Source organism: Streptomyces sp. NPDC026092 (genome assembly GCF_040638605.1).
Taxonomy (GTDB): domain Bacteria; phylum Actinomycetota; class Actinomycetes; order Streptomycetales; family Streptomycetaceae; genus Streptomyces.
The window spans coordinates 229916-244851 of record NZ_JBEZYN010000005.1 but is presented as its reverse complement, the minus strand read 5'-3'; the positions used below and the strand labels follow the sequence as shown (position 1 = coordinate 244851).

General features: G+C 72.3%; 12 protein-coding genes. 6 read left to right on the top strand and 6 right to left on the bottom strand.

All coding sequences use genetic code 11. The features are described from left to right. Positions 1–48 precede the first annotated feature (48 nt). From AB0F56_RS10595 to AB0F56_RS10585, 3 genes are all read right to left on the bottom strand, one after another. Positions 49–693 (bottom strand): superoxide dismutase, encoded by a 645-nt coding sequence (locus AB0F56_RS10595; RefSeq protein WP_362006632.1) that lies wholly within the window; start codon positions 691–693, stop codon positions 49–51. A gap of 215 nt (positions 694–908) precedes the next feature. Further along, on the bottom strand, positions 909–2327 hold the full coding sequence (locus tag AB0F56_RS10590; protein ID WP_362006629.1) for an amino acid permease: 1419 nt from the start codon (positions 2325–2327) through the stop codon (positions 909–911). Between the two features lie 115 nt (positions 2328–2442). Continuing rightward, the gene (locus tag AB0F56_RS10585) at positions 2443–3837 is read right to left on the bottom strand and encodes an amino acid permease (protein ID WP_362006627.1); all 1395 of its coding nucleotides are present in this window, start codon (positions 3835–3837) and stop codon (positions 2443–2445) included. 254 nt (positions 3838–4091) lie between these two features. Between AB0F56_RS10585 and AB0F56_RS10580 the strand changes: the two genes are divergently transcribed. After that, positions 4092–4685 (top strand): biotin transporter BioY, encoded by a 594-nt coding sequence (locus tag AB0F56_RS10580; protein ID WP_362006625.1) that lies wholly within the window; start codon positions 4092–4094, stop codon positions 4683–4685. A 22-nt stretch (positions 4686–4707) separates the two neighbouring features. Here AB0F56_RS10580 and AB0F56_RS10575 read toward each other — a convergent pair whose 3' ends face one another. Both AB0F56_RS10575 and AB0F56_RS10570 read right to left on the bottom strand, forming a co-directional pair. Continuing rightward, the gene (locus tag AB0F56_RS10575) at positions 4708–6015 is read right to left on the bottom strand and encodes an FAD-binding oxidoreductase (protein WP_362006623.1); all 1308 of its coding nucleotides are present in this window, start codon (positions 6013–6015) and stop codon (positions 4708–4710) included. Positions 6016–6099: 84 nt separating this feature from the next. After that, positions 6100–7554, bottom strand: a complete 1455-nt coding sequence (locus tag AB0F56_RS10570) for an amino acid permease (RefSeq protein WP_362006620.1) — start codon at positions 7552–7554, stop codon at positions 6100–6102. 195 nt (positions 7555–7749) lie between these two features. Between AB0F56_RS10570 and AB0F56_RS10565 the strand changes: the two genes are divergently transcribed. Further along, complete coding sequence (locus tag AB0F56_RS10565) at positions 7750–8244, top strand: ribose-5-phosphate isomerase (protein WP_362006619.1); 495 nt, start codon at positions 7750–7752, stop codon at positions 8242–8244. Further along, entirely contained in the window at positions 8244–9053 is an 810-nt protein-coding gene (locus tag AB0F56_RS10560; RefSeq protein ID WP_362006616.1) for a DNA-formamidopyrimidine glycosylase family protein, read from the top strand. The genes AB0F56_RS10565 and AB0F56_RS10560 overlap by 1 nt, the downstream gene beginning before the upstream one ends. A gap of 19 nt (positions 9054–9072) precedes the next feature. Here the strand turns inward: AB0F56_RS10560 and AB0F56_RS10555 are convergent, their stop codons facing one another. After that, positions 9073–10302, bottom strand: a complete 1230-nt coding sequence (locus tag AB0F56_RS10555) for a GNAT family N-acetyltransferase (protein ID WP_362006614.1) — start codon at positions 10300–10302, stop codon at positions 9073–9075. A gap of 107 nt (positions 10303–10409) precedes the next feature. Here AB0F56_RS10555 and AB0F56_RS10550 point away from each other — a divergent pair, with 107 nt between their 5' ends. The 3 genes from AB0F56_RS10550 (at position 10410) to AB0F56_RS10540 (ending at position 14928) form a co-directional block, all read left to right on the top strand. Beyond that, positions 10410–11555 carry a PP2C family protein-serine/threonine phosphatase gene (locus AB0F56_RS10550; protein ID WP_362006611.1) on the top strand — a complete coding sequence of 382 codons (1146 nt, stop codon included), beginning with the start codon at positions 10410–10412 and terminating at the stop codon, positions 11553–11555. A 128-nt stretch (positions 11556–11683) separates the two neighbouring features. Further along, a complete protein-coding gene (locus tag AB0F56_RS10545) occupies positions 11684–12490 on the top strand; it encodes an ABC transporter ATP-binding protein (RefSeq protein ID WP_362006608.1) in 807 nt (268 codons plus the stop codon). Further along, entirely contained in the window at positions 12490–14928 is a 2439-nt protein-coding gene (locus tag AB0F56_RS10540) for an ABC transporter permease (protein ID WP_362006606.1), read from the top strand. Before AB0F56_RS10545 ends, AB0F56_RS10540 begins: the two co-directional genes overlap by 1 nt. Positions 14929–14936 lie beyond the last annotated feature (8 nt).

The following is a 14936-nucleotide window of genomic DNA, read 5'->3' as shown; positions in this document are numbered from 1 at the left end:
AGCGGGGTCCGGTCCGGACGGGGACCGGAAGGTGGTGCGGAACGCGGATCAGAAGGAGATCAGCGGCACGGAGGTCTTGGCCGCCTGGTAGCGCTTGTTCACGTCCTGCCAGTTGACGACCTGCCACATGGCCTCGATGAAGTCGACCTTCTGGTTCTTGTACTGCAGGTAGAAGGCGTGCTCCCAGGCGTCGAAGACGAGGACCGGGATGGAGCCCTGGCCGACGTTGCCCTGGTGGTCGTAGACCTGCTCGACGATCAGCCGGCCGCTGATCGGCTCGTACGCGAGGACACCCCAGCCGGAGCCCTGGGTGGTCGCGGAGGCCTTGGTCAGCTGGGACTTGAACTTCGCGAAGGAACCGAAGGACTCGGTGATCGCGTCGGCGAGCTCACCGACACCGTCGGCCGCCAGCGGCTCGCCGCCGCCACCGTCCTTCGGGCTGTCCATGTTGTTCCAGTAGATGGAGTGCAGGATGTGGCCGGAGAGGTGGAACGCGAGGTTCTTCTCCAGGCCGTTGATCGAGCCCCACTGCTCCTTGTCGCGCGCCTCTTCCAGCTGCTCAAGGGTGTCGTTGGCGCCCTTGACGTACGCGGCGTGGTGCTTGTCGTGGTGCAGCTCGATGATCTGCGGATTGATCACCGGCTCCAGTGCCGCGTAGTCGTACGGCAGTTCCGGAAGGGTGTAGATCGCCATGTGCCGAGCCTCTCGCTGCTACTGATGCTTATTGCAACCTATATGCAGGTGCAGGCTAACAGCAGGACCGCCCCCTGGTTGATCAGTCCTTGGGCCTAGGACTCGTGGCGTAGCGAAGGCGGGTCGGGGGCGGCTCGGGGGGTGGCTCGGGGTGGAAAACGCCGAACCCCCGGACCGAGGACCGGTCCGGGGGTTCGACGTTCGTACGGGGTGGGTCAGGCGTCCTGCGGCTCCCGCGCGCGCTTCTTCTGGAGCACGAGGCCGACCACGGCCAGGATCGCCGTGAGGCCGCCGGTCCAGTACAGCTGGACGCGGGTGCCCTCCTCACGGGCCATCAGGAAGAAGATCGCCGCCATGCCGGCGAGCGCCACCCAGGTCAGCACCGGGAACGCCCACATCTTCACGACGAGCTTCTCCGGCGCCTCGCGCTCGGTGCGGCGGCGCAGCAGCAGCTGCGAGACGGCGATGAAGAACCAGACGACGAGGATGATCGCGCCGATGGTGTTGAGCAGCCAGATGAAGATGTCGTCGGGCCGCCAGTAGCTCAGCAGCACGCAGGCGAAGCCGAAGACGGAGGAGACGAGCACTGCGGGGCGCGGGACGCCGCCGAAGGTCCGGCCGAGCGCCTTCGGGCCCTGGCCGCGGGCGACCAGCGAGGTGGCCATCCGGGAGGCGCCGTAGATGTTGGCGTTCATGGCCGACAGCAGGGCGATCAGGACGACCACGTTCATGATCTGGCCCGCGGCCGGGATGCCCAGGTGGTCGAGGGTCGCGACGTACGGGCCCTTCTCGACGACCGCCTTGTCGCCCCACGGGACCAGGGTCACGATGACGGCCATCGAGCCGATGTAGAAGAGCGCGATGCGCCACATCGCCGTACGGACCGCCTTGGCGACACCCTGCACGGGGTGCTCGGACTCGGCGGCGGCGATGGTGACGGTCTCCAGACCGCCGTACGCGAAGACCGAGGCGAGCAGTCCGACGATCAGGCCTTCGGAGCCGTTCGGGAAGAAGCCGCCGTCGCCGGTGAGGTTCGCGGAGCCGGGGGCGTCCGTGCCGGGCAGGACGCCGACGATGGCGAGGACGCCGATGCCGAGGAAGAGGACGATCGCGCCGACCTTCAGGGCCGCGAACCAGAACTCGAACTCGCCGAAGTTCTTCACCGCCGCCAGGTTGGTCACGCAGAAGACCAGCATGAAGAGGGCGACCCAGGCCCACTCCGGGCTGTCCGGGAACCAGCCGGTCATGATCTTCGCCGCGCCGATGCCCTCCAGGCCGACGGCCACGCAGAGCAGGAACCAGAAGGCCCAGCCCGCCGTGAAGCCCGCCCACGGGCCGATGGCCCGCTCGGCGTGGACCGAGAAGGAGCCGGAGGCCGGGTTGGCCGCCGACATCTCGCCGAGCATGCGCATCACGAGCATGACGAGCAGCCCCGAGATGGCGTACGCGACCACGATCGAGGGACCGGCGGCGGCGATACCGGCACCGGAGCCGACGAAGAGGCCGGCGCCGATGACGCCACCGAGGGCGATCATCGAGAGGTGGCGCTGCTTGAGGCCGTGCGTGAGGCCTTCGGCAGGGGGCGCTTCGTCGACCTTGCGGTCGACGGGCTCGGGCGCGGTGGTCCGTGACATGGGCAGCCCTGTTCATTGGCCGAGACGGGGGAACGGCCCACAGTCTGGGCGGACGCACCGCTTACAGGGAACAGATGTCCGCTATACGGGCACGAGCTTCACACAAGGTGAAGGACTATCTCCGCTTCGTGCGCACTTCGCGCACCCACGCCACCAGCAGGACGGCTCCGGTGGCCGCGCCCGACCACAGCACCTGCGGCCGCGCCCCGTCGTCGGTCAGCATCAGGACCAGGACCGCCGCCATCGCGGCGAGCGCCGTCCAGGTCAGCCACGGGAAGCCCCACATCCTCAGGGTCAGGGTCTCCGGTGCCTCGCGCTCGATCCGGCGGCGCAGCCGCAGCTGCGAGACCGCGATCAGACCCCAGACGAAGAGGAGTACCGCGCCGACGGCGTTGAGCATGTAGAGGAAGACGGAATCCGGCCACTTCAGATTGAGCAGTACGGAGACGAAGCCGAACGCCACCGAGGCGAGCACCGCCCGGCGCGGCACCCCTCCGCCCGACACCTTCAGCAGCCCCTTCGGCGCCTCGCCGCGCTCGGCGAGCGAGAAGACCATCCGCGAGGAGCCGTACAGGTTCGCGTTGAGCGCCGACAGCAGCGCCACGAAGACCACGATGTTCATGATCTGGCCGGCCGCGGGTACGCCGATCGAGTCGAGGACGGCGACGTACGGCGACTGGCCCGGCTTCATCGAGGTCCACGGCAGCAGGGTCACGATGACCAGCATCGAACCGACGTAGAAGAAGAGGATGCGCCACACGGCGCTGCGCACCGCGCGGGCCACGTTGCGCGCCGGGTCGTCCGACTCCGCGGCCGCGATCGTGACGACCTCCAGACCGCCGAAGGCGAAGACGACGGCGAGGACACCGGAGACGACCCCGCCCCAGCCGTTGGGCAGGAAGCCGCCCTGGCCGGAGAGGTTCGCCATGCCGACCGGGTCCGTGTCGGGCAGCCGGCCGAGGATCGCCAGCGTGCCGAGGACGAGGAAGAGGACGATCGCGCCGACCTTCAGGGCCGCGAACCAGAACTCGAACTCGCCGAAGTTCTTCACCGCCGCCAGGTTGGCGAGGGTGAACACGATCATGAAGATCAGCACCCAGCCCCACTGCGGGACCCCCGGCGCCCAGCCGTGCGCGATCTGCGCCGCGCCCGTCGCCTCCACCGCGAGGACCACGACCAGCAGGAACCAGTACAGCCAGCCCACCGAGAAGCCCGCCCAGCGGCCGAGCGCCCGCTCCGCGTGGACGGAGAAGGCGCCGGAGGCCGGTATCGCCGCCGACATCTCGCCGAGCATCCGCATGACCAGCATCGCGAGCGTGCCCGCGATCAGATACGAGAGGACGATCCCGGGCCCCGCGACCGCGATGCCCGCGCCCGAGCCGACGAAGAGCCCGGCGCCGATCACCCCGCCGAGCCCCAGCATCGTCAGATGATGCTGCTTCAGCCCGTGCGAGAGCGGCTCGGGTTCGGGGGCCAGGGGAGCCGGGGAGGCGGGTGGTGCGTCGTGCATGAGGGGCTCGGGCCTTCGGAAGCGTTTATGGAGACCCCACAGTCTCTCCGCTGATCGCCCCTTGGCGCAAAATGGCCCCCGGTCCAGCTCCCCGCCGTGACAAGCGTCACGTGGTGCGAGGCATGGAACCGGTTCTTTGTGTGATCTCCACCAAGCGCTCAACCTCCCCTTTGTGGGCGGCTGATGGTGATCGAGCGTTCACCCCTCGACTACGGTCAACCTGTCCTGACCTCCCTCACCCCCGCGGAGTACCGATGAGCACCGCCGCCGCCCCCGTCCGTCCCCTCCGCTCCGGGACGGTCCTCGCCGACCTGCTGCCGTCCTCCCGGGCCAGGGACATCGCCCTCGTCGTGGGCGGCGCCGCGCTCACCGGCATCGCCGCGCAGATCGCCGTCCCGGTCCCCGGCTCGCCGGTCCCGGTCTCCGGCCAGACCTTCGCGGCCCTGCTCGTCGGCACGGCGCTCGGCGCCCGCCGCGGCTTCCTCTCCCTCGCGCTGTACGCGGTCGTGGGCATGGCGGGCGTGCCGTGGTTCGCCCAGGCCTCCTCCGGCTACGCGATGCCGTCCTTCGGCTACATCCTCGGCATGCTGCTCGCCGCCACCGTCGTCGGCGCCCTCGCGCGCCGCGGCGCCGACCGCTCCGTGCTCCGCACGGCCGGCACCATGGTGCTCGGCTCCGCGGTCATCTACGCGGTCGGCGTGCCGTACCTGGCCTTCGCCACCGGCATGACCCTCCCGCAGGCGGTCGCCGCGGGCCTGACCCCGTTCCTGATCGGCGACGCGCTCAAGGCCGCGCTCGCGATGGGCGCGCTGCCGACCGCGTGGAAGCTGCTCGGCCGCAAGGGCTGAGTACGCGCCTTCATCGCACGTTTCATCCGAAGAGGTTCGCCGGGTCGAGTTCCGACTTCAGCCGGGCGAGCCTCTTCCGCGTCTCCGCGTCGTACAGCCCCTCCCTCCGCTGCCCGTCGCCGAAGACGAAGTTGACCGCCCGGCCGAGCGCCCGGGGTGCCAACGCCTCCTCCACGCGCGCGTGGAGCGCGCGGACCGGCTCCACACCGTTCTCGTCCAGCGGGTAGAGCGCGCGCACCAGGAAGGCCGCCTCGCGGTACGGCACGGAGTTCGGCCGCTCCTCGGCGAGCGCCCCGCCCAGGTGGTTGATCTGCACGATCGCCATCCGGCCGGCCTTCGGCCCGGCGAGGTCCAGCACCGAGGCGGCCGCGGCCAGGTCGAGTTCGCTCAGCAGGATCCCGTCGCCCCAGTAGGCGTGCGGGAACTCGGGGTCGCTGTGGATCGTGTGGCTCTCGGCGTACGGCAGTTCCCGCAGCGAGTCGGAGAGCGCCGGGCCGATCGCACGCAGTGGGGCCACGAGCCGCTCGCCGTCGGCGGCGTCCCCGGTGAAGGCGACCCGTACCGAGAGCACGTACTGGCCGCGCAGGTGCGGCGGAAGCATCGGCAGGTCGGGGTAGACGAGCGCGGCGAGCGACGAGGTCAGGGTCTTCGGCACCGTCTGCGTCCACTCGGCGTACGCGCGCAGGACCGCGGCCGGGTCGGTCCGGGTGCCGTCGAAGGCGAGCGCCCCGCCGTAGAGCCGGGCCACCGGGACCAGGCCGACCTCCAGGGCGGTGACCACGCCCAGGCCGGGCCCGCCGCCGAGCAGCCCTGCGAGCAGCTCCGGATCGCTCGCCGCGGTCACCTCGCGCAGGGTGCCGTCGGCGGTGACCAGCTCCAGGGACCGCACATGGTCGGCGGTCCAGCCGAACTCGCGGGCGAGGATCCCGAGCCCGCCCCCGAGGGTGTACGCGACCACTCCGACGCTCGGCGCGGAGCCGTTCAGCGGGGCGAGCCCGTACGGTGCGGCCGCCTCGACGACCCGCGCCCAGCGCACCCCGGCCGCGACCCGCGCGACGCGGGCGTCCGCGTCGATGCGTACCTGGTCCATCCGGCGCGTGGTGATCAGCAGCCCGCCCTCCGAGGCGCCGGGCAGCCCGTGCCCGGTGGCCTGGACGGCGACCGGAAGGCCCCGCTCGGCGGCGTACGCGACGGCCGCGCGGACCTCCTCGGCGTCGGTGGCGCCGACCACGAGCTCGGGGCGGACGGCGAAGCCGGTCTGGAAGCCGGCGATCTCCTCGTCGTACCCGGTGTCGCCGGGACGGAAGACGTGCTGGGCGGTGAAGGACATGGAAAAGCTCTCCGTTCCTTGGGGGTTTCCCTGGGACACGGAGAGCTTTCCGCCGATACCTGACAGAACCCGTCAGGTATGGATTCAGTCCTTGGTGACGGCGTCCGCCGGCTCCACGTTCTTGCCGAGGCGGTCGCGGACCACGGCGATGGCCACCACGAGTCCGGCCACGAGCAGCGACAGCAGGACCTGCTCACGGGCGGAGCCGCCGTTGTAGAGCATGTAGCCGAGGACGAAGACGATCATCGCGATGGTCGCCCAGGTCAGGTACGGGAAGAGCCACATCTTCACGAGCAGCTTCTCCGGGGCCTCGCGCAGGATGATCTTCCGCATGCGCAGCTGCGAGAAGCAGATGACCAGCCAGACGAAGAGCGCGATGGCGCCGGACGCGTTCAGCAGGAAGGCGAAGACGGTGTCGGGCCACTTGTAGTTGAAGAAGACGGCGACGAAGCCGAAGATGACCGATCCGATGATGGCGGCCGTCGGCACGCCCTTCGCGTTGGTCTTGCCGAAGGCCTTCGGCGCGTCACCGCGGCGGCCGAGGGAGTGGGCCATGCGGGAGGCGGTGTAGAGGCCCGAGTTCAGGCAGGACAGCACCGCGGTCAGGATGATGACGTTCATGATCTGGCCGGCGTGCGGGATGCCGATGGAGTTCAGCGCCGCGACGTACGAGCCGTCCTTCTCCAGCGACGGGTCGTTCCACGGCAGCAGCGAGACGACCACCAGGATCGAGCCCAGGTAGAAGATGCCGACGCGCCAGATCACGCTGTTGGTGGCCTTGGCGACCGCGCGGCGCGGGTCCGAGGACTCGCCGGCGGCGAGGGTGACGATCTCACTGCCCATGAAGGAGAAGACGACCATCAGGATGCCCGTGAGGATCGCGCCGTAGCCGTTGGGCAGGAAGCCACCGTGCTCGGTGAGGTTGCTCAGACCGGCGGCCGAGGTGTCCGCACCCGGCAGCACGCCGAAGATCGCGAGCCCGCCGACCACGATGAACGCGGCGATGGCGACGACCTTGATGCCCGCGAACCAGAACTCGAACTCGCCGTAGGAGGCGACCGAGCCGAGGTTGGTGACGGTCAGGACGACCATCACGATGAGCGCCCAGGCCCACTGCGGGACGGCCGGGATCCAGCCGTTGAGGATGTCGGCGCCCATGGTCGCCTCGACGGCGAGCACGACGACCCAGAAGAACCAGTACAGCCAGCCGATGGAGAAGCCCGCCCAGCGTCCGAGCGCCCGGTCGGCGTGGGCCGAGAAGGAGCCGGAGGTCGGGTTGGCGACGGACATCTCGCCGAGCATCCGCATCACGAAGACGACCATCGTGCCCACGAGCGCGTAGGACAGGAGGATGCCGGGGCCGGCGGCCTTGATGCCGGCCGCGGAGCCGCCGAAGAGTCCGGCGCCGATGACGCCACCGATGGCGATCATCGAGAGGTGCCGGTTCTTGAGTCCGGCCTTGAGTCCGTCGGAAGACTGCGAATCACCGGGGTTACCGGTGGCAGAGCCTTCCTTCGCAAGGGTCGGCTGCGGGTTCATGAACGGTTCCTAACGTGTGGCGGTCGCTCGGGTCACGAGCCCGAGCATTGAACCCCGGACTCGCGGCTTATCGGAAGGTCCGACTCCGGATCGTTGCGTAAGGGCCAAAGGTCCATACCGATCCGGACCAAGGTCGTGTCCTGCCCCCGACCCCGCTGACCGCTACCCAGCCCGGCGCGTGCCACACTCGGACCCATGCGCGTGTACCTCGGCTCGGACCATGCCGGCTACGAACTCAAGAACCACCTCGTCGAGTGGCTGAAGGCCCATGGCCACGAGCCCGTCGACTGTGGTCCCCACATCTACGACGCCCAGGACGACTACCCGCCGTTCTGCCTGCGTGCCGCCGAGAAGACGGCCGCGGACGCGGACAGCCTGGGCATCGTCATCGGCGGCTCCGGCAACGGCGAGCAGATCGCCGCGAACAAGGTGAAGGGGGTGCGCGCGGCCCTCGCCTGGAGCGAGCAGACCGCCGCCCTCGGCCGCGAGCACAACGACGCCAACGTCATCTCCATCGGCGGCCGGATGCACACCGAGGAAGAGGCGACGAAGTTCGTCGAGATCTTCCTGAACACCCCGTACTCGGGTGAGGAGCGTCACACCCGCCGCATCGAGATGCTCAGCGTCTACGAGACCACCGGCGAACTCCCCGCGATCCCGGCCCACCACCCGCAGGAGCCCACGGCCTGATGCCCGAGGGGCACACGATCCACCGACTGGCCGCCGACCACCGGGAACGGTTCGGCGGCCGGTCCGTGCGGGTGACGAGCCCGCAGGGCAAGTTCGCCGACTCGGCGGCGCTGCTCGACGGCACGGTCCTGGAGTCCACCGAGGCGCACGGCAAGCACCTCTTCCTCGCCTTCGCCGGCCTGGGCTGGGTCCACATCCACCTGGGCCTCTTCGGCAAGGTGAACTTCGGCGACGCCCCCGCGCCGCCGCCCACGGACACCGTGCGGCTGCGGCTCGCGAACCCCGAGTCGTACGTCGACCTGCGCGGCCCCACCACGTGCGCCCTGATCACGGACCCCGAGAAGCGGGCGATACACGACCGCCTGGGCCCGGACCCGCTGCGTGGCGGCGACGATGCGGAGAAGGCCTGGCACCGCATCTCCCGCTCCCGTACGACGATCGCGGCCCTGCTGATGGACCAGAAGGTCGTCGCGGGCGTCGGGAACGTGTACCGGGCGGAGGTCCTGTTCCGCCACGGCATCGACCCGTACCGCGCGGGCAAGGACATCACGCGCGCGGAGTGGTCCTCGATGTGGACGGACCTGATCGCCCTGATGCGCGAGGGCGTCCGCCTGGGCCGCATCGACACCGTCCGCCCCGAGCACACCCCCGAGGCGATGGGCCGCCCGCCGCGCGTCGACGACCACGGCGGCGAGGTCTACGTCTACCGCCGGGCCCTCCAGCCCTGCCACATCTGTGGCGGCGAGATCCGCACCGCCGACCTCGCCGCCCGCAACCTCTTCTGGTGCCCGGCCTGCCAGCACCGCTGACGCCGGCCGGGCGGCCCTGTCAGAACCCGTGCGGCAGCCACGGCGCCACGGGGGACCCGAACGCCACCGACGCCTCCACGAGCGCCCCGGCCCGGAGCTCCCGTACTCGCCCGGCCGCGGCCAGCGACGTCAGGCTCGTGCCGCCGAGGTACGCCGCGCCCAACTCCCTTACCGACAGCGCCAGATCGGCGGGATCGTCCGTACGGACGCACACCGCGCCCTTCGGGCCGCCCGTGAGCCGCCACCGTCCCTCGTTCCAGGGGCAGAACGTGTCCGTGACCTCGAAGACCACGTCCACCGGCGCCTGATACGTCCGCGCCTCCAGGGCCGCGCCCACCTCCACCACCCGCAGGTGCAGCCCGTCCCGCTGCGTCGGCGCGCAGCGCCGCACGTCGGAGACCAGGTGCTGCCACGCGTCGTCCACCGGCCGGCTGTGGATCCGTACCGTCGACGTCAGGTCGACCGACCAGAGGAACCGCCACAGCGCCGCCTCCGCCGCCGGATCCAGCGCCTCCAGATCCCGCACGATCACCACGCCCTCGGCCCCCGCGGGCGACCAATCCGGCTTGATCGCGTACCGCGCGAAGCCCACGACCTCCCCGGCCCGCTCCGCGAGCACGCACAGCTGGGGCGACGCCCCGCCCCGGTCGCTCGCCGGGTCGAGCAGCGCCTGCTTCTCCCAGCCGGGCTGCCGGGCGAGCATCCCCGGCCGGGTCGCCACCCGGCGCGCGTACACCGCCTCGCACGCCCCCAGCGCCTTCACCGGATCGGCAAGCCGCAACGTCACGTCGTCCGTGCCCTCGGGCACACCGAGCCGGACCCGGTTCGTGTCGATCGTCGCCCGCGTCGTGTACGCGGCGACGCCGTAGCCGAACCGGCCGTAGATCTCCGGCTCCGAGGCCGTCAGCACGGCCAGAGACTCACCGCCCGCCCGCACGTCGTCGAGCTGGCGCCGCATCATCGAGGTCAGGATCCCGCGACGCCGGTGCGTCGGCGCCACCCCCACCATCGTGACCCCCGCCGCCGGCACGAGCGCCCCGCCGGGGACGGACAGCCGGAACGAGAACGCCCCCGACGTGGCCACGCAGCTCTCGCCGTCCCAGACCCCGTACGAGCGCTCGCACTCGGTCAGACTCCGATAGAGCGCACGCTCCTCCGGCGACTCCGCCACACCGCCGAAGGCGAGCTCGAGGACTCCGTACCACTCGTCCCACTCGGCCGGTTCGAGTACACGCAGTTCAGTCGTCATATGCCATCGATACCAGCGCACGGCAGCCCGACGCGACCCGTTTTCGCTCGCATTGTCTTAGGGGTCCCCCTGCACGAGGTCCTGCCGGGTGGATAGGGTCCAGGCCAATGAGAACTCGCGCGGGTGTCGATTCGTACCCCGCCCGGATGCGCAGGAGCGCACACCGGGCCCGCGTCGCGCTGCGCAGATCCGGCGTCGACTACTTCCGCGGCGAGGGCTCCGACTGGCTCGCCTTCGGCGCGCTGCTGCTCACGATTCCGGCCATCACCCTCGGCACCCTGGCCGACCCGGTGTGGTGCGCGCCCGCCACGCTCGTCCTGCCGATCGTCGCCGGCGGCCTGCTGCTCCGCCCCGCGAGCCTGCTCGCCCTGTACGCGGCCGCCGCCGGCGCCCTGATCGTCGAGGCCCTCGTGCTCGGCCCGTACACGGAGGGCCCCGCCCGGGTCACCCCCGGCACGGTCCTGGTCGTCGCCGCCTGCGGGTTCTTCGGCCTGCTCATCGCCCAGTTCCGGGCCCGCGTCGGCGTGCCCTGGCGGCGTGGCGGCACGATGCTCTTCGACCTGCGCGAACGGATCAGGGCCCAGAGCGCCCTGCCCCGGCTCCCCAAGGGCTGGCACCGCGAGATGGCGCTCCGCCCGGCCGGCGGCCAGTCGTTCTCCGGCGACTTCGTCGTCGCGGCCCGCACCCACGGCGGCCGGACCCTGGAGGTCCTGCTGACCGACGTCTCCGGCAAGGGCATGGACGCCGGATCGCGCGCACTGCTGCTCTCCGGGGCCTTCGGCGGGCTGCTCGGCTCGCTGCCCCCGCACGCCTTCCTGCCGGCCGCCAACGGCTACCTGCTCCGCCAGGACTGGGACGAGGGCTTCGCCACCTCCATCCACCTGGTCCTCGACCTCGAGTCCGGGGACTACGAACTCCTCTCCGCCGGGCACCTGCCCGCGCTCCAGCTCCACGCGGGCACCGGGCGCTGGGAGGAGAAGTCCGGCGAGGGGCCGCTCCTCGGCGTCTACGACGGCGCCGAGTTCCACCCCGTCAAGGGCTCCCTGCGGCCCGGCGACGTCCTGATGCTCTTCACCGACGGGCTCGTCGAGGCCGCCGACCGGGACATCACCGAGGGCATCGACCGGCTCACCGGCGAGGCCGACCGCTATGTCGCCTCCGGCTTCGAGGGCGCCGCCTGGCATCTGATCGAGGCCTGCGCCAAGGACGTCAACGACGACCGCGCGCTGCTGCTCATCAGCCGCAGGGGCTGACCGCCCGACCTCCTGAAGGCCGAAGGTGGGGGAATCCCCACCCAAGATCGACCGGCAGCCGCCATGGTTCCCGTACCGCCCCGATCCGTACGTTCGAGACATCGTCACGAACCCACGGAGGAACCCCCATGGCTGCCCTGCGCCGCGCCAAGCGCTCCGAGCACCCCGCACCGCCCGCGGGCACCGGCCTCGCCGTCGAACTGGCCGGCGTGCGCCGTCAGTACGGCCGGGGCGCGGGCGCCGTCCACGCGCTGCGCGGGATCGACCTGGCCCTGCCGCACGGCAGCTACACGGCCGTGATGGGCCCCTCCGGCTCCGGCAAGTCCACGTTCCTGCAGTGCGCGGCGGGCCTCGACCGCCCCACCGCCGGCTCCGTCCGGCTCGGCGGCACGGAGATCACCGGGATGAGCGAGAACCGGCTCACCGAACTGCGCCGCAGCCGCCTCGGCTTCGTCTTCCAGGCGTTCAACCTGCTGCCCTCGCTGACCGTCGAGCAGAACGTGCTACTTCCCATGCGGCTCGCGGGGCAGCGGCCCGACCGTCGCAGGGCGACCGAGGTCCTCGGCCAGGTCGGCCTCGGCGACAAGGGCGCCCGCCGCCCCTCCGAGCTCTCCGGCGGCCAGCAGCAGCGCGTGGCCCTCGCCCGCGCGCTCGTCACCCGCCCCGACGTCGTCTTCGCCGACGAGCCCACCGGCGCCCTGGACACCACGACCGCCGCCGAGGTCCTCGCCCTGCTCAGGGGCGCCGTCGACACCCTCGGCGCGACCGTCGTCATGGTCACCCACGACCCGGTCGCCGCCGCCCACGCCGACCGCGTCCTCTTCCTCGCCGACGGGGCCATCGCCGACACCCTGCCCCGGACGAGCCCGGCACGGATCGCCGACCGGATGCGCGCGCTCACCGCGCCCGCCGCGCCCGCCGGGGTAGCCGCCTGATGCCCCGCCTGTTCCGGCCAAACGGCCTCGCCCGCGCCGCCGTGCGCTTCAAGCCCTCGTCCTTCGTGGGCACCTTCGTCGCCCTCTTCCTGGCCGCCGCCGTCGTCTCCGGCTGCGGGCTCCTCCTCCAGACCGGCGTGACCGCCACCGTCCCGCCCGACCGGTACGCGGGTGCGCCCGTCGTCGCCGCCGCCGACCAGGAGGTCCACCGGACGGTGACCATGGGCGGCGAGAAGGAGACCGAGTCGGCCGCCGTCCCGGACCGGGCTCGGCTCGACGCCTCCCTGGTCGCCGAGGCCGCCAAGGCCCCGGGGGCGGCCCGCGCGATCGGCGACGTCACCTTTCCCGTCCGTACGGACAAGGCGACGCTCAGCGCCCACGGCTGGTCCTCCACCGCCTTCACCGGCGTGACCCTCGCCGCGGGCCGGCCCCCGGGCCCCGACGAGGCCGTCGTCGCCGACGCCACCGCGCGCGTGGGGGAGCGGATCACGCTCTCGACCCCCGTCGGCGAGCGCGGGTTCACGGTCTCCGGCGTCACCGCGAGCCCCGGCGTCTGGCTCTCCGACGCGCGGGCGCTCGCTCTCTCTGGCCACCCCCGCACGGTCGACGCCATCGCCGTCCTGCCCGAGCCCGGCACGGGCCCCGACGCGCTGGCCGCCCAGGTGGCCCGCACCCTCGGCGACCGCGCCCAGGTGCACACCGGCGACGACCGGGCCCTCGCCGAAGGGGCCGCGCTGCCCGCCGCCAAGGAACTGCTCACCGCGCTCGGCGGCTCCTTCGGCGGCATCGCGACCCTCGTCGCGGTCTTCACCGCCGCCGGGACCGTCGCGCTCTCCGTCGGCCAGCGCGCCCGCGAGTTCGCCCTGCTCCGCGCCATCGGCGCGACCCCGCGCCAGATCCGGCGCTCCATCGCCACCGAGGCCCTCCTCGTCGCGCCGGTCGCCGGACTCCTCGGCTGCCTGCCGGGCGCCGCGCTCGCCGCCTGGTGGTTCGGGCAGCTGAAGGAGAAGGGCGCCGTTCCCGAGGCCCTCGCCCTCGACCTCGGCCCCATCCCGTTCGCCGTCGCACTCCTCGCCGTCGTCGCGACCGCGCTGCTCGCCGGCTTCCTGGCCGCCCGCCGCCCCTCCCGCGCCAAGCCGGGCGAGGCGCTCGCCGAGGCCGCCGTCGAGCGCCGCGCCCTCGGCAAGGTCCGTACGCCGCTCGGCCTCGCCGCCGCCGTCGGCGGAGCGGCCCTCGCGGGCGTCGCCGCCTCGCTGTCCGGCGAGGACGCCGCCAACACGGCCCTGGGCGTCGTGATGCTCTTCATGCTGGCCGTGGCCCTGCTCGGGCCGCTCCTGGCCCGGCTCTGCGCGAGCCTCTTCGGGCTGCCGCTGCGCGGCTCCGGCGCCGCAGGCTACCTGGCGGCCGCCAACTCCCGTACCAACGCCCGCCGGCTCGCTTCCGCGCTCACCCCGATCGTGCTCGCGATGTCCTTCGCCTCCACGCTCGTCTTCCTGCACACCAGCACCGACCGCGCCACCGCCGACCAACAGCGCGCCGCCGTCGTCGCCGACCACGTCGTCACCGCACCCGCCGGGCTGCCCACCGACGCGGCCGCACGCGCCGCCGAGGCCCCGGGCGTCGCCGCCGCCGTCGCGGTCCAGCGGACCTCCGTCCTGCTCCCGTCCGACAGCCAGGGCTTCCGTACCGCCTCGGCCCAGGCCGTCTCCGGAGACCCGTCCCCGGTCCTGGACCTCGGGGTCCGTACGGGTTCCCTGGCCGCGCTCACTCCCCGCACGGTCGCCCTGGACACCCGGCTCGCGGACGCGATGGACCTGGCGACCGGCGACCGCGTCGAGCTCCTGCTCCCCGACGGCACGAAGGCCGCCCCGCGCCTCGTCGCCACCTACACGCGCGGCCTCGGTCTGGCCGAGGTCACCCTGCCCGCCGCCGCCCTGACCGGCCACGTGACCTCCCCGTACGCCACCGAACTCTTCGTCCGCGGTGGCACGGCGGCCGTCCTCACCGGCCTCGGCACGGTCACCGACCCCGCCGGCTGGACCACCGCGCAGAGCACCGAGCGCGCGTTGAACGCCTGGGCCAACACCACGATGGCGGCCGTCCTCGGCGGCTTCGCCGCGATCGCCGCCGCCAACACCCTGGTCATGACCGTCCTCGACCGCCGCCGGGAACTCGGCACGCTCCGCCTGATCGGCAGCACGCGCCGCCAGGTCCTGCGGATGATCCGCTGGGAGGCGCTCCTGGTCACCCTGGCCGGCCTGGCCCTGGGCACCGGGATCGCCCTGGCCACGCTCGTCCCGATGACCAACGGTCTGACCGGCGCGGCCCCCACCGTCCCGCCGCTCCTCTACGGCAGCTTCGCGGCCGCCGTCGTGGCCCTCGGCCTGCTGTCCACGAGCCTGCCCGCACGCGCCGCGCTGCGCCGCCCGGCGCCGTAGAGTCGGCG

Excerpts from the sequence above, each read along its gene's own strand:
- AB0F56_RS10595 (WP_362006632.1), bottom strand. The coding sequence starts at position 693 with ATGGCGATCTACACCCTTCCGGAACTGCCGTACGACTACGCGGCACTG.
- AB0F56_RS10540 (WP_362006606.1), top strand. The coding sequence starts at position 12,490 with ATGCCCCGCCTGTTCCGGCCAAACGGCCTCGCCCGCGCCGCCGTGCGC.
- AB0F56_RS10560 (WP_362006616.1), top strand. The coding sequence starts at position 8,244 with ATGCCCGAGGGGCACACGATCCACCGACTGGCCGCCGACCACCGGGAA.
- AB0F56_RS10550 (WP_362006611.1), top strand. The coding sequence starts at position 10,410 with ATGAGAACTCGCGCGGGTGTCGATTCGTACCCCGCCCGGATGCGCAGG.
- AB0F56_RS10555 (WP_362006614.1), bottom strand. The coding sequence starts at position 10,302 with ATGACGACTGAACTGCGTGTACTCGAACCGGCCGAGTGGGACGAGTGG.
- AB0F56_RS10575 (WP_362006623.1), bottom strand. The coding sequence starts at position 6,015 with ATGTCCTTCACCGCCCAGCACGTCTTCCGTCCCGGCGACACCGGGTAC.
- AB0F56_RS10545 (WP_362006608.1), top strand. The coding sequence starts at position 11,684 with ATGGCTGCCCTGCGCCGCGCCAAGCGCTCCGAGCACCCCGCACCGCCC.
- AB0F56_RS10585 (WP_362006627.1), bottom strand. The coding sequence starts at position 3,837 with ATGCACGACGCACCACCCGCCTCCCCGGCTCCCCTGGCCCCCGAACCC.
- AB0F56_RS10565 (WP_362006619.1), top strand. The coding sequence starts at position 7,750 with ATGCGCGTGTACCTCGGCTCGGACCATGCCGGCTACGAACTCAAGAAC.
- AB0F56_RS10570 (WP_362006620.1), bottom strand. The coding sequence starts at position 7,554 with ATGAACCCGCAGCCGACCCTTGCGAAGGAAGGCTCTGCCACCGGTAAC.
- AB0F56_RS10580 (WP_362006625.1), top strand. The coding sequence starts at position 4,092 with ATGAGCACCGCCGCCGCCCCCGTCCGTCCCCTCCGCTCCGGGACGGTC.
- AB0F56_RS10590 (WP_362006629.1), bottom strand. The coding sequence starts at position 2,327 with ATGTCACGGACCACCGCGCCCGAGCCCGTCGACCGCAAGGTCGACGAA.